Source organism: Gloeocapsopsis sp. IPPAS B-1203, assembly GCF_002749975.1.
GTDB lineage: Bacteria > Cyanobacteriota > Cyanobacteriia > Cyanobacteriales > Chroococcidiopsidaceae > Gloeocapsopsis.
This window is the reverse complement of sequence record NZ_PEIG01000022.1, coordinates 1-14,089: the sequence shown is the minus strand read 5'-3', so window position 1 is coordinate 14,089 and position 14,089 is coordinate 1. Positions and strand designations below refer to the sequence as shown.

The following is a 14,089-nucleotide window of genomic DNA, read 5'->3' as shown; positions in this document are numbered from 1 at the left end:
TTACTTTACTTCTCCTCCTATATCAAAAGACAGGTGTTGTCTTCATTCGATTCAAGGTATATTTATACACCTAACCTGAGAAAACTATACCTTGTTGCAACATTGTTAGTGGAATCAGGAAAGAGGGGAGAAAGCTAACAATGGCTAAAAGAAACTTACTCGCATGGCTTGCTGGGGGTGTTGCTGGAGTAGCTTTATTGACATTCTTTTTTCTTTATCTACGTGGGATTTTTCGCCAAGAACCTGAATATAACATCGTAGCGAGTCCAGCTATTGAAGATCCTCGTTTCCCACTAGCAGTTGTCAGCCTCACAAATGCTTTACCTACCTATGGTCGCATGACAGGTTTTTGGAACAATGTAGACGATATCTATGCTGCACGTAATGCTGCCATTCGTAGCGCTCAACGCTCAATTCGCTTTGAGACTTATTTTATGACTCCTGGTCGCCGCGCTGATGAGTTTGCTGCGGCACTGATTGAGCGAGCGCAAGCAGGTGTAGAAGTTCAAATGCTGATTGATGACTATGGTACTGACGAGCTTCCTGATGAATATTGGCAGCAACTACGCAATGCTGGTGTACAAGTAATATTTTTCCGTCCGTTCGATTGGCGAGCACCATTAGAGTATAATTCTCGGACTCATCGCAAACTATTGATTATTGATAGTCAACAAGTCTTAATTGGTGGTGCAGGAGTCTCAGATAATTGGGATGGCGATCCTGATATTGGCGATAATGCATCATGGTTAGAGTTTGAGGTAAGCTACGAAGGTCAAATTGCTAGTCTACTCGAAGGTAACTTTTTTCAAAACTGGGCATACATGGGTGGCGAACTTGACCTTGGACCTGGTACGCTTCCTGCTAAACCCAGCGAAGGTGAGCCTTTATATGTAACTAATGATACTTCAACATTAAGTGAATCCACGATTAGAATGCTATTTCAGATGAGCTTTTTAGGAGCTAAGGAGCGCATTTGGATTGGTAGCCCTTACTTTTTACCAGAACAAAATACTCGTGCTGCACTGATTCAAGCAAGGCAAAGAGGCGTAGATGTGCGAGTTATCACAATGAGTAGTAGAAATGATAAACCGATTGTCCGTTATGCGGCGCGGGAAAACTACGAAGAATTACTAGCAGCAGGTGTGCAAGTTTGTGAGTACCAACAAGTATGATGCACGCTAAGTTAGCACTTATTGATAGTAGTTGGGTCAGTACTGGTAGCGCCAATTTCGATCCGCGCAGCTACTTTCACAATGATGAGTTAAATATTTCAACGAATAAACAAGAAGTGATTGAGAATATTTCAACCTTTTTAGAAAATTCGTTTGATGATAGCCATTGTTTAACTTACGAGGAGTGGCAGCAACGACCTTTTACTGAAAGGGTAATGGGGCAACTTGGACTCATTTTCAAACCCTTGTTGTAAAAATACTGAAGATTAATGTACATTGCTTCTTCGTTTTAAGTAGATGCAACAAATGAAACAACGCACATTAATCTTTTCAGCTACTGTTTAGTTTTTAATCGCTAAAAGCATCTTTGATACTATCAACTGTACGTTCAATAACGTTCTTTGTATTGTCTACAGCTTTTTGAGTCCGCGCTGTGTCTTCTTCTGCTCTTTTCTCAATTCTAGCTGCGTCTCGCTTAGCTTTGCCCTCAATAAAACTACCGTCATCGGTAGCTTGATCGACTCGCTTGGCATTTTTCCTTGCCGTTTCCTCAACTTTGTCTGCGGTGTCGCGGATAAAGTTTTTAGCACGTCCGGCATCTTCACTGGTTTTCTCTTGAACTTGATCTCCAAGATCTGCTGCAATTAAAGTTGCATTGGGCGCAGCCATTGCAGAGAACGCTGGGAAAAACGCGATCGCTGATAAACAAAACAGCATTGTTGCTATCCAACGTTTTACTGTCGAAAAGCGTGTTAAACGATTTAGTTTCATAGAATACAATCTACGTTAGATTGGGCATCCTATTTTTACTTCATTTGGTTTATCAGTCAAATCGTGCTCTAGACAGAGGTTTTATCACTTCAAGTTATTAAGCGAAATCATTCTTACGATAGACCAATAAACCTCCTGCGTGAATACTGGGCGAATAAATTCGCACCTAAATAAACAAAGTCCACCTCCGTGGACTTACTACTAAAAATCTCATTTTAGTGTACGAAGGTACACTTTGCCTGGATAGCCCCGACTTCAGTCGTAGGGCATCTACGATTCATGCAGGAGGTCTAATAACCATTTTACAGAGCAGATGCTTGAGTGAAAGGTAAACGATATGGCCAGCCAGGAAACTGCTTAGCATTGGTAGAAGTAGGATCGACATTCCAAGACCAACACTCAATCGCATACTCGTTTGCATTGACGCGAATAATACCGTATCCTTCGCTTTTAAGCCTTCTATCGCCAAGATTACGGCTCTTACTCAAGGAATTATCTACATGATATTTTTGAGTAATTTTTGGATTCGCTACAGCTAAGACGCGCATTTTGTTACCAAATCCATCGATAAAATCCCCTGTATATGGTGTAGAACCACCATTCGGCAAAAGTCCAGCAGGTTGAAACCATCGTTGCCAAAGTGCGCCTCCTGCAGGTCCAGAAAATTGCACAACACTATCAGTAAAATTGTTGATTCCATGTCGTACTAAGCTAGCTAGGTGCTGATCGCCAGAAACAACTAAAGCCCCTGCTTTACGCAAAAGCGCGATCGCACGATTCCTTCCTGCTTGCGGAAATCCATTAGAGTCATAGTTATTGATGACGGGGCGGCGATTTTCATCTGTTGCAACGCAACCAAAGACAGTCTGCGTGATACAAATCTTGGCACGTACCCCTTGTTTGTCTTGCGCCCAAGCTTCTAAAAACTTCTCTTGTCGTTCTCCTAATAGTACAGATGGTTGTGTTGTACTGGCAGTCTTAAACTTGCGATCCTCTAGAATTGCAAAACTAACCCCACCATAGCGGAAAGCACCGTAGTAAACATTGATATTCTGTAACACTGGCGTCGGATCGTAAGCATCTGGATTGTGACCGCATTGCGTTCGCTGAACTAGGTTGACAAAGGAACCTGTGTAGACGTAACCTCCGCGATTTTCATCATTATTGGGAGCAGGCTTGCCATTTTCTCCCCAAATATTACTTTGGTAAACGTCGTGATCGTCTACTAAAACAATGGTGGGAGTGTTGCGTGTGAGACTGCGAAAAGACCACAACCAGAGATACCATTTGTACAAATAGTCTAGTACTAAATTACTCGTGTCTTTCAGCGTTGGACTTGTTTCATAGAGTTGATCGCCAACGAATAGTAACAAATCAGGTTGATGACGACGAAGATTTTGGACAAGCTGAGAGTAAGGAAAATAAATGTTTTTCGAGGTGTAGCGTCCTAAAAGTTCCGCATTGGGTAGTTCAGGTTTACCTATACCACTATCGAGGGGACGTGCAGTAGCGATCGTGCAGCTAACTAGCCCAATAGTCAACGATTTGTTGATGGGATCTTTTCGGATAATACCGTTGTAATAGGCTGTTAATGTTTGATACTTATAAACAATTCGATATTCCCAATCTTTCGTAGAGTTCCAATTAGTTAAGTGAAATAGTGCTGTATATCCTGCTCCAATAGTTGCTTCAGAACCATTTTGCCAAGCTCCGTTAGTACTGCGATACTGAAATTGTGCTACGCGTGCTTGTGTGTCGCCGATAGGCATAAACTGAGCTAAGATTTTGAGAACTTTGCCATTGAGTGAATACATAGTTCCCAAGATGGGACCAAGCGTATTTTGAGGACGTGCAGCTATCTTGTTCCCACCCGTGCAAGGATCGCGAAATCCATATCTTGCTCCTGCTTGTCCTGTATAGGGAGAAGAAACAAGTAGAATACTGCCACAAATACTAGCATCGGCAACGTTTTTTAAAATTGCTTTCCCTAATATTTGACCTGTTTTTTCCCGCGAGGCGGTTAGTTGCAATTGAAATTTACCATCTGGCTGAGGAGATATATCGAGGTGTAGTAAGACCTCTTCATCGAGATTAGCAACCGAATTTATCGAGCCTACTTGCTGTGATGGTAGCTCAGCAAATTGTAGAGGTTGCTGTTCGCTAGTGTGTTCGCGAAACCGGACGCGATGACCATCATAAGTGCAAAGCAAACCACCGCCGATACCAGATGCTTTCTGTACAAGCGCCGCTGCACGGTAGTCTAGCTGTCCGCCGCCACCTCCGATGAGAAACCCACAAAATCCTCCACCATTATCTGTTAAACGCTTGACAACAACACTCATTTGTGCAGAAGTTGAACCAGGAATTAATTCACGGGTAAGCAGCGAAACTGTTCGGATCTCATCTCCAGCGTTTCCTGTTAAACATTCGATAAAACCTTGATGCAATCGCCAATCTTGCAAGCGATTTGCCCAGAAAGAACGCCCAATCCAGGTTCGTGTCAAATTTTTAGGTAGCACTTGCACTGGTTGCAAGTTAGTCGCAGCGTTTGTTCTTTTTATGAAATAAACACTTGATAGTGCAAATCCAGCAGTCGCATATTTAAGAAATGAGCGTCTGTTTATTCGATAACGATTCATTATTACTTGAGAAATCCTTTAGGCGTTTGACTACTTGTCGTGCTATCAGCTAAGTAAGGAGAATTAATCGTACTACTTTTGTTTATGATTACCTTGTTTTCCCAAGTAGAACACAGAGATTTTTTAAATTTTTGTATAGAAAGTAAAATTAAGTACGACAATTGTATATAAAATAACTTTATGGATTCAAACTAGTTATTTGTCGGAATAATCTTAAAAGAAGAATATTAACTTAAAAACAATGTAGTATGAACGTCTAGCAAATGAATTTGCAGCCAAAAGAACAAAGTTCGTCTCTGTGAACTTACTGCTAAAAATTTTATATTAGTTTGCAGAAGCACACTTTATTGGAGCATGTGATTCGTGCAAGAGATTTAACGCTTTTTAATAAATTCTTCTTAATTAAGACTCAATCTGCTGAAAAATTAAATTGCGATTATAGTGATGATTCGCGATCGCAATGCAGCAGATCAAGCGAGATAAGATCTCTTGCAAAAGTTGAAAAATTATGAATGTCATTCCCAGCGGAATGTCATGTAGCGCAGAATCTCGCGAGATGTTTCGCTTGGCTCAACATGACAGTTTAAGTATTTTTTGCAAGAAGTCTATAGTTTTGCAATCAAGTGTATAATTTTCAACTTTAAAAAAATAATTGCACCTCTTGCTTATAAAAGGTGCAATTTGTTGCTTTTAAAAGAAACTACTAAGCAAACACAAAGCTGTTACTGTCAAGCGCATTGGCTTGGATACCTCTGAGTAAAGCTAAGTCTGTATCTGCAGCATTAATCAGTGTATTAGCGCCGTCTTGGGTAAGGGTGAGGTCGCTGAAGCTACTAACTCCGGCTAAACCACCAATACCGATGATATCTGTACCGACTTGGAAATCAGTAACTGTGTTGATGCTATCAGGTAATCCATTGTAAGCAATCCAGAATTGATCGACACCAGCACCGCCATTCAAGAGGTTATCGCCTTGTCCAGCAAACAAGACATCATCGCCTGCACCACCGAACAAGCGATCTCCAGTACCCCCAATTAAGGTATCATTACCCGCACCACCATACAATCTATTACCACCACTTCCAACAGCAGCATTGAGAATATCATTACCTGCTTCACCGAATAGGCGATCGCCTCCGGCGCTACGCAAAGCGTAATCGTTGCTTCCAGCAAATAACTCATCATCGCCATCGCCGCCGTAAAGTTGATTACCCCCGCCACCAGTAGAAGCATCAACAATATCATTACCCGCACCTGCAAAGATGGTATCTTTGATATTCGCAAACAACTCATCATCAGTTTCTGTACCAAAAATGAGTTCTCCGGTGGGTTCAGGAGTACCGTCACTGTTTACCGTAATTTCAAAAACAGTTGTCGTTCCACTAATTTCATTTGCAGCAACTATTAATGGCTTGCCATTTGGACTATCTTCAGCAGAAATGAATGTTAATCCTTCTATACCAAGATCGCCTGCTGTACCAGCTTCAGCATCACCACTAAAATCACGGTTGTTGATGTACTGAACAAACTGCGGATTAGTAGGATCAGTGACATCATAAGTCATTATCCCGCCAATCCGCTCTAAACCAATGAACGCATAAGTCCGGTCATCAATAACACCAACAGTCACGCCTTCGGGTTCCGGTCCTTTGGCATCACTGCGGCTATCAAAAGAGTCATTTTCGCTATTGTCAGAGTTGAACTCTTGAGGGTACAGCGCTGCTGTAATTTGCTCAAAATCATTACTGCTATCGTAAACTAGTTCTCCTTCCTCAGTCCAAATCGCAAACGAACGACCACCAAAAACGTACAGTTCTTCATACTCGCCATCACCATCAGTGTCACCATTTGCTGTCGTGACAATTAAACGACCAAGTGCTTCCTCTGCTTGTAATTCTGCAGCATTAGGAAAAGCAACGGGATCTAAAACTAAATCTTCTATCCGTGCTTCTTCGCTATAGGCATCATAATCGCGAGCATCGCCTTCGTTGGCAGTAATAATAAAAGTCTCGCCATCGACTTCGTAACTTGCGATCGCATCAGGTTGGTAGATACCAAATACTGGCCAGTTGGTAATATTAATCGCGTCATCGCGATCGCTAGCATCGAATGCATTTTCTGGAAGAGTATGATCTTTAAAGCCCAAAGGTAAAATATCAGTAATTTCCCCAGAAGCGATATCAAGCACTCCTAAAGCATTGTTCTCTTGCAGCGCAACCCAAGCAGTCGTAGAGTCAGATGAAACTGTGATATATTCTGGTTCTATATCTTGAGCAACTGTGGCGTTAGGTCCAAAGATTCTGACTTTTTCTGCAATCAGTTCTTCTTTGCGATCGTTAAACGCAGTAAAGCCAGCTGTTGTAACGTTATCTTGTGTCAGGTTTTCAAAACCACCTGAGACATCAATGATACTTACTGAACCTTCAGGGTCAACCGTGTAATCGTCACTTGGTTCGCCTTCATTAGCAACTAAAACCTTCTTACCATCAGGTGTGAAGGTAAGCATATCTGGTAAAGCCCCGACTTCTACGGAACTTAAAAAGTTACCATCAGTATCAAAGAATACGACGTTACCAGGTAGCTGTGTATCCTCATTTTCTACTGCTACAGCTAGTACACCATCGAAAATATCAACACTATTAGCTGCAGCACCATATGAGGTTAATGAAATTGCCTCAAGTGCTTGAATGTTAGTCGGATCGCTAATATCTAAAACATCCAGCGTGGCACTATTTGCATTGACAACAAACAAACGTTGTGTATCAGGATCGTACTCGACGATTTCTGCGGCACCTTCATCAAAAATGCCTGTTGCGTAAGTGCCAATGGGAGCTAAACTAATAGCATCCGATGCATCGATTAAAGGTGTAATCACAGTATCGCTGCGATCGTTGAGATTCTGAATTCGGCTATCTTGTCCAGGACCAACATCTGCAATATCATAAGGTTCTTCTGCAAAATTGGCAAGGAGATACTCAGCTAAAGCATCTTGTTCAGTACCAGCATCGGCAAAAGTAGCAGTTCCTGGTGCTAAATTTAAATCAGTGAGATCAACTCGATTTAATCTTTCTGAATTAGCTTCAGCAAATTGATCGAAGGGATAGCTATCTCCTCCACTTGCTAAGAAGTTCAAAGTGACTATGCGAAACTCGCGATCGCCATTTCCGACAAGTTCGCCATTTTCAACAATAATATCCCTAGGATTACCGTCTGCATCCTCAACAACTAAAGATTGAACTCGATTTCCTGATTCTAAATCTGGGTCAAAACTGAAAGATACACCAGCAACTTGGGGAAATTGTCCAGGAGTTGCACCTGATGCAGTCGCCGCCACACCGTGTTCAATAACTGCCAGAAGTTGTTCAGCTGTTAGAGTTAACAGAGTGAGTTCATTATTAAAGCGCAGCGCATTTTCAATATCTAACTGAGAAATATCACCCGCTTCTTTACCCGTTAATTCGTTCGCTGCTGTCGGAAGTGTTTCTCCGGTTTCAGGATTGACAACACCAATCGGTGCGCGGATTCCGCCACCATTTTTGATTGAGATGACAACTGAGTCATCAACAGCCTGCGCCGCAGCTAAATTAGCATCAGCAGTTAAATTACCTAAGTTTGTTTCTTGAGTGCGGACATCCTCTCTTTCACCGTTGAGGAATACATCGGAACTACCAAAAAGATTACCGTCTTTTTCTAAAATAACTTCTTGAATAGCTGCTGTAATTGCAACAACATCAGGATCGGCGACAACAGCATTAGGATTCGCAACAAAATTACGCAGATCTTCGACACCTTGTTCGTCAGTCGCATAAGCGCCACTATTTAATGGATCGATGCTTTCTGGTAGTAATACGCCATTATCGTCAAATTCTGCAACTAAGCGCCCGACATAGTTATAGTTACCATCAGTACTCACAATTGCAACAGGATCGCCACTCGCAGACTCGGTTAAAATCGGGTAAGAACCTGCTGCTTCATCACCTGGACGGAGGCGATCGCTTTCATCAGCTAAAATCGTATCCGATCCACCAGCAATAATAATGTCTACGTCTTCGAGTAATGTCGCTAATTCTTGTTCAAGCGCTATTTGCTGTAAGTGAGAAGTCAGAATAATTTTATTGACTCCCTGATCGGTGAGATTATCTACCGAAATTTGAATTTCTGCTGCAAGTGCATTCAAATCATCAGGATCGGGTGGTGAAACAATCACATCACCAGGAGAAGAAATAGATTCTAGTAGAGGTGTCGTCGCACCAACAACGCCGACAATTTCGCCATCTACTTCAAACACTACACTTTTTGTAATGCTATTTGGTTGTGGTGCTTGTCCTTCAGGAACAACTAGATCGCTAAGATTGGCATCTTCACTAAAATCTAAATTAGCACTCAAATAAGGAAAACTTGTACCAGGATAATCGCCATCAGGTGCAATGACACTTGCGACTTGTCCTGTACCCAAGTCAAATTCATGATTACCCAACGCTGAAGCATCAAAGGCGATCGCATTCATGATTGCGATATCGCCTCGCCCAGCGCCAGCACTTCCTAATATTTCATCTAAACTCGGATCGGCACTCGCTAGTAAAAAAGGACCAGGAATATAATTATCACCAGAAGAGATAAGAAGCGTTTGTTCAGGCAATTCCGATCTCAGTCCATTAACAACTGCTGAAAACCGAGGTGCATCCTCAACAGCAGAAATACCAGCTTCTAGGTCAGTAGCGTGAAGTAATTGTAACTTAAATGAATCCATAGGTGATATGTCTGCAATATCGATAAATTACAGGGAATCTCTGCATAAAACAGAGCTATTGCTTTAAGAAAAAGGCAGCTTACAGATGATTTATTGCAACTCTGCTTTGCTGAAAATGGTGCAAAGCATCTAAGTTGTGTGCTACGGTCGTACTTCTGTAACTTACCAAAGAAACGTTAAGAAAATATTAAATTTCTACTAAAAATCACTAGTTATCCTAGAGCTAGTCTTTTGTGCGCCAATAAACAAGCAATTATTCAATATTTTTAAAAATGTCTACTTAATGATAGATGTATTTTTTTGGTGTATTTACCTTTAATAGCAAAAATCAATCGCTAGATAGACAGTATACAGAATATTTACTAAGGTAGTTGGAAGTCAACAAAAGTCAAAAAGTTTAGCATAAAACATAGCTTACATTGTGTGCGAGGCTCTCCCTTGATATCCACTTCTATGTGGGACGGATACTTTCTTCAAGTAGAGGCTTTGCCCGCTCAACACAATATCATCCTCTGCGCCTTCGCGGTTTGTTGTTAAAAATTATCTTACAACTCAAACAAAATTGCTACATTGAACTTTTCACCAAGTAGGAGAATATTGCATGAAACTGTTCTCTATCGAAGAAGCAAAAATATTAATTGAACAGCCAAAAGGTACTTGTATTTCCATTTATATGCCTACGCATAAATTAGGAACTCAAACACAACAAGATCCCATTCGTTTCAAAAATTTAATCAAAGAAGCTGAAAATAAACTAGTTGAAGGAGGTATGCGTCCCCAAGACGCGCGAGATATGTTAGCACGACCGCAAGAACTTGATGAATATCAATTTTGGCAACACCAAAGTGACGGGCTGGCAATTTTCATTGCAGATAACTTTTTTAGCTACTACCAAGTCCCATTAAACTTTGATGAATTAGTTGTTGTAACAGATCGCTTTCATCTCAAGCCAATGTTACAGCTACTGACAAATGATGGTAGATTCTATCTACTTGCACTTAGTCAAAATCAAATTCGGTTATTTCAAGGAACACGCTATAGTGTCAACGAAATTGAATTAGAAGACATACCGCAAAGTATTGCAGAAGCATTACGCTATGATGACCCTGAAAAGCAATTGCAGTTTCATACTGGAACTTCGCAAGGTGGGGGCGATCGCGCCGCAATATTTCACGGACAAAGTGCAGGCGAAGACGATCAAAAAGAAAATATTTTGCGTTACTTCCGCAAGGTAGATTCTGGTATTCAAGAATTACTCAAAAATCAACAATTTCCGCTGGTTTTAGCAGGCGTAGAATACTTATTTCCAATCTACAAAGAAGCTAATAACTACCCTTATTTAATTGATGGTGGTGTTACAGGTAATCCTGATATTTCCAAACCTGAAGAATTACACGCGCAAGCTTGGGGAATTATTCAACCCTACTTTGAAAAAAATCGACAAGAACTTGTTGAACGCTATCAAGAATTAGCAGGAACAGGACAAACAAGTAACAATATTTTAGAAGTTGTCCCCGCAGCTTACTTTCAACGAGTTGATTCTTTATTTGTAGGAATTGGCATACAGAAATGGGGTAGCTTTGATGCAGAAAATAATCAAATTGAAGTTCATGATGACCAGCAAACGGGTGATGAAGATTTAATGGATTTAGCTGCGATTCATACTTTGATCAACAGCGGTACAGTATATGCAGTTGAACCTGAATCTGTACCAGGAAATTCATCATCAGCAGCGATTTTCCGTTATTAAGATAGTATGGTGGGCAGTGCCCACTATATTATTAGTTGCACGAACCACATTCCCCGTAGGGGTTGCCAAAGGCTAGACGCAAAGAAAAGACATAGAAAGAGATTTTTACAAATAATTTAGGATTGCTATAGCGCATCGTTTAGTAGAGAGTAAGGAATGGGCAAACGCAAAGCTGATAGGATATGCATTGTCGTAGTTGTAGCTAGCTTGATATTACTCAGAAGTCATATCGGTTTAGCCCAAGATATTCCTATAATTGAAACTCCTCTTGATCCACCTGCAGAAACTTCCGTAGATGGAGTTTTTTTTGCAGATATTTTAGTTCGGGGAAGACCAATATTTCAAGTAGGGAGCTTAGCAGAACTGAGTGCAACAGAACGTGCCCAAATTATCAATCGCAGAATTGCAAGTATATTAGCGCGATCGCAACCTATAGGAACTGTTGGCGTACAAACGAATCCGCAACGCAATATCGCGACGTTGCAAGTAAATAACCGCGTGTTGATGACAGTCACACAACAAGATGCAGAAGATTTTGGTGTCTCTGTTGAAAAGTTAGCACAACAGTGGGCGATCGCACTCAATCAAGCCTTTGATCAGCCACCATTAGCCATTGATGTTGTCCAGCGCGTTAACATAACAATGCGCGAATTAGTCCGCGATATTATTGATAATTTGCCTTCGATTATCGGTGGTTTAGTTATTGTAGTGTTGACATGGGCGATCGCGCGTGGAGTTCGACAAGTTGCTTATGCTTGGGCGCAGCGTACTGAAGGCGATCGCAGTACCGAAATCCTCATTGCTAAATTAGGATATGGTGGAGTATGGGTAGCTGGTTCTATCATCGCCTTGGGAGTTTTAGGACTCGATTTTACCGCCTTATTAGGAACGTTGGGATTAACTACAGTTGCAATTGGTTTTAGTCTTAGAGATATCCTGAGTAATTATATTTCTGGTGTTATTTTACTTGCAGCTCGACCGTTTCGACTCGGCGATCAAATTGTGATTAAAGAGTACGAAGGTACAGTAACTCAAATTCAACTGCGGACAATAACTCTCAACACCTACGATGGTCGTACTGTATATATTCCTAATCAAGAAGTTTTTCAGGCAAGTATTACAAATAATACTGCTTCTGTGGTACGCCGGAGTTCTATCATTGTAGGTATTGATTATGCTGCAGACATCACTACAGCAAAGCAAGTTATTAAAAATACGATTGCTCAAATCGAAGGTGTAGAAGTCAGTCAACCGATAGACATTCTTGTGAGAGAACTTGCAGCTAGTACTGTAAATATCGAAGTTCGCTTTTGGGTAAACTCGCGTCGCTTAGCTTTTTTAGAAGCAACTTCGCAGGTAGCGCAAGCTATTAAAGAATCACTCATGAATGCGGGAATTGAGTTACCTACAGATATTTATGCTATAGAATTTCGTAATTCGTTGCCAATTTTGCAGCAAAGACAACAGAAAACAGCATTAGAACAACAGAATGGACAAGGAAGCGAAGAATAGACCTCCTGCGTGAATGCGATCTCGTATAAATTCACTAGCTGAATAAACAAAGTCCACGGAGGTGGACTTACCCGTAAAAATCTTATTTTAGTGTACGAAGGTACACTTTGCTTGGATAGCCCTGACTTTAGTCATAGGGCATCTGTGATTCATGCAGGAGGTCTAATGAATCCTACTTCCTTTAATACACAAACATTGCACCAACGCGGCTATCAACTATTAGATGAATTAACACTTACTCGTACTTTAGCTGCAAAGTTTTTCTTTCTGGCTACAGGAGGGTTTTTCTTATTTTTACCGATTTTTTTAGCTACTTACGCTTTTCTTGCGGGAACCAATCAAAACATTAATTTTGGATTTTCCCAAGTACAAGGATGGCTAGGAATTTTACTCTTGATTGGGTTAACCATTATCTTTCACGAACTCATTCACGGTGCGGTAATGTCTATTTATGGTGGTAAACCGCGTTATGGAGTAGGGCTATCTCACTTTGTTTTGCCTTATGCTTATGCAACTTCGAGCAAAGTTTTCACCCGTAATCAATTTTTGCAAATTACGCTTGCGCCATTCGCGATCATTTCGGTTTTAGGTGTATTGTTGATGGTTGTATTGCAGACACCTTGGCTTGCGATCGCACTAGCAATCAATGCAGCAGGTGCAATTGTCGATGTGTGGGTAAGTTCGATTGTTTGGCGCTACCCTCGACATATCTTAGTAGAAGATACGGTCATTGGCTTACGCATCTATGGTAAATCAGGCGATCGCCGCGTAGCGCATTCGGCAAATGGCTTATTCTGGAATTTTTTTACAGGTTTTGCGCTCGCCATGGTAGTTATTTGGCTAGGCTTGGGGTTTGTGCTACCTGTTATTTTGTCGATGCTTGGTGTGGAGACTTTGACTTTAGGAATTCCAGATACACCCTTGAGTTTGTATCAGTACCAACGTACCGATGACGGTGGATTTCTTTCTTCAATTCAATTTATCAATGTTTTAGCGTTGAGTAGTGCGGTGGGATTAATTTACGGTATCAACAACTCAAAACCGAAAACCAAGTAAATTCCAGTAATCTAAAAAGGGGATAAATCCTAAAATAGCTAGAGTGACGACAATACCCGAATGCCTTCTACTTCAGAGCAGCGGCGACATAGTTGGGTGTTGCTACATTGCAACACCTAGGTTGCTAAATCATTCCAATCCCACGGACTATTTATTAATCTGGTTCGCTGCGCTGCTGTTGTTTTTAATACCAACTTGAAAAATGGTTGTGACAAATTATAATTTTCTAATTTCTTTTCTTTCCCTGCTCCCCCAACTTCTCTAGCTTCCCCAGCTCATCCATATGTAGCAACCTCAAAACCAAATGGTCTAAGAGGATGTTTGAGAAGTAGCAAATTATGCCAATCTATGCAGAAGTATACGTAGAGACGTAGAGTAGATGAAAGCTTCGGATGTCTCCGGTAAACACTCATAATCCTTGCTGAGTCGCCGATATCGT

8 protein-coding genes and 1 pseudogene are annotated in these 14,089 nt (G+C 41.1%); 5 read left to right on the top strand and 4 right to left on the bottom strand.

Going from position 1 to position 14,089, the window contains the following annotated elements; translation table 11 throughout:
* Window positions 1-140 precede the first annotated feature (140 nt).
* Both CSQ79_RS25310 and CSQ79_RS25305 read left to right on the top strand, forming a co-directional pair.
* Window positions 141-1,172, top strand: a complete 1,032-nt coding sequence (locus CSQ79_RS25310) for a phospholipase D-like domain-containing protein (RefSeq protein ID WP_099703880.1) — start codon at window positions 141-143, stop codon at window positions 1,170-1,172.
* Window positions 1,169-1,426: a phospholipase D-like domain-containing protein gene (locus CSQ79_RS25305; protein ID WP_099703879.1), complete on the top strand. Its 258-nt coding sequence runs from the start codon at window positions 1,169-1,171 to the stop codon at window positions 1,424-1,426. The genes CSQ79_RS25310 and CSQ79_RS25305 overlap by 4 nt, the downstream gene beginning before the upstream one ends.
* Before the next feature lie 94 nt (window positions 1,427-1,520).
* On the opposite strand, the gene CSQ79_RS25300 is transcribed toward CSQ79_RS25305, so the two are convergent.
* From CSQ79_RS25300 to CSQ79_RS25290, 3 genes are all read right to left on the bottom strand, one after another.
* Window positions 1,521-1,943 carry a hypothetical protein gene (locus CSQ79_RS25300; protein WP_099703878.1) on the bottom strand — a complete coding sequence of 141 codons (423 nt, stop codon included), beginning with the start codon at window positions 1,941-1,943 and terminating at the stop codon, window positions 1,521-1,523.
* Window positions 1,944-2,245: 302 nt separating this feature from the next.
* Window positions 2,246-4,582: an alkaline phosphatase D family protein gene (locus tag CSQ79_RS25295; RefSeq protein ID WP_099703877.1), complete on the bottom strand. Its 2,337-nt coding sequence runs from the start codon at window positions 4,580-4,582 to the stop codon at window positions 2,246-2,248.
* Between the two features lie 703 nt (window positions 4,583-5,285).
* Window positions 5,286-9,332, bottom strand: coding sequence for a choice-of-anchor I family protein (locus tag CSQ79_RS25290; protein ID WP_099703876.1), 4,047 nt, complete (start codon window positions 9,330-9,332; stop codon window positions 5,286-5,288).
* 601 nt (window positions 9,333-9,933) lie between these two features.
* Here CSQ79_RS25290 and CSQ79_RS25285 point away from each other — a divergent pair.
* The 3 genes from CSQ79_RS25285 to CSQ79_RS25275 all read left to right on the top strand — a co-directional run bounded on the left by CSQ79_RS25285 (window position 9,934) and on the right by CSQ79_RS25275 (window position 13,650).
* Window positions 9,934-11,082 carry a baeRF7 domain-containing protein gene (locus CSQ79_RS25285; protein ID WP_099703875.1) on the top strand — a complete coding sequence of 383 codons (1,149 nt, stop codon included), beginning with the start codon at window positions 9,934-9,936 and terminating at the stop codon, window positions 11,080-11,082.
* Window positions 11,083-11,238: 156 nt separating this feature from the next.
* Window positions 11,239-12,594: a mechanosensitive ion channel family protein gene (locus CSQ79_RS25280; RefSeq protein ID WP_099703874.1), complete on the top strand. Its 1,356-nt coding sequence runs from the start codon at window positions 11,239-11,241 to the stop codon at window positions 12,592-12,594.
* A 165-nt stretch (window positions 12,595-12,759) separates the two neighbouring features.
* Window positions 12,760-13,650 carry a DUF3267 domain-containing protein gene (locus CSQ79_RS25275; protein ID WP_099703873.1) on the top strand — a complete coding sequence of 297 codons (891 nt, stop codon included), beginning with the start codon at window positions 12,760-12,762 and terminating at the stop codon, window positions 13,648-13,650.
* Window positions 13,651-13,986: 336 nt separating this feature from the next.
* Here CSQ79_RS25275 and CSQ79_RS25270 read toward each other — a convergent pair.
* A pseudogene (locus tag CSQ79_RS25270) lies at window positions 13,987-14,089 on the bottom strand (IS5/IS1182 family transposase); the annotation flags it as partial.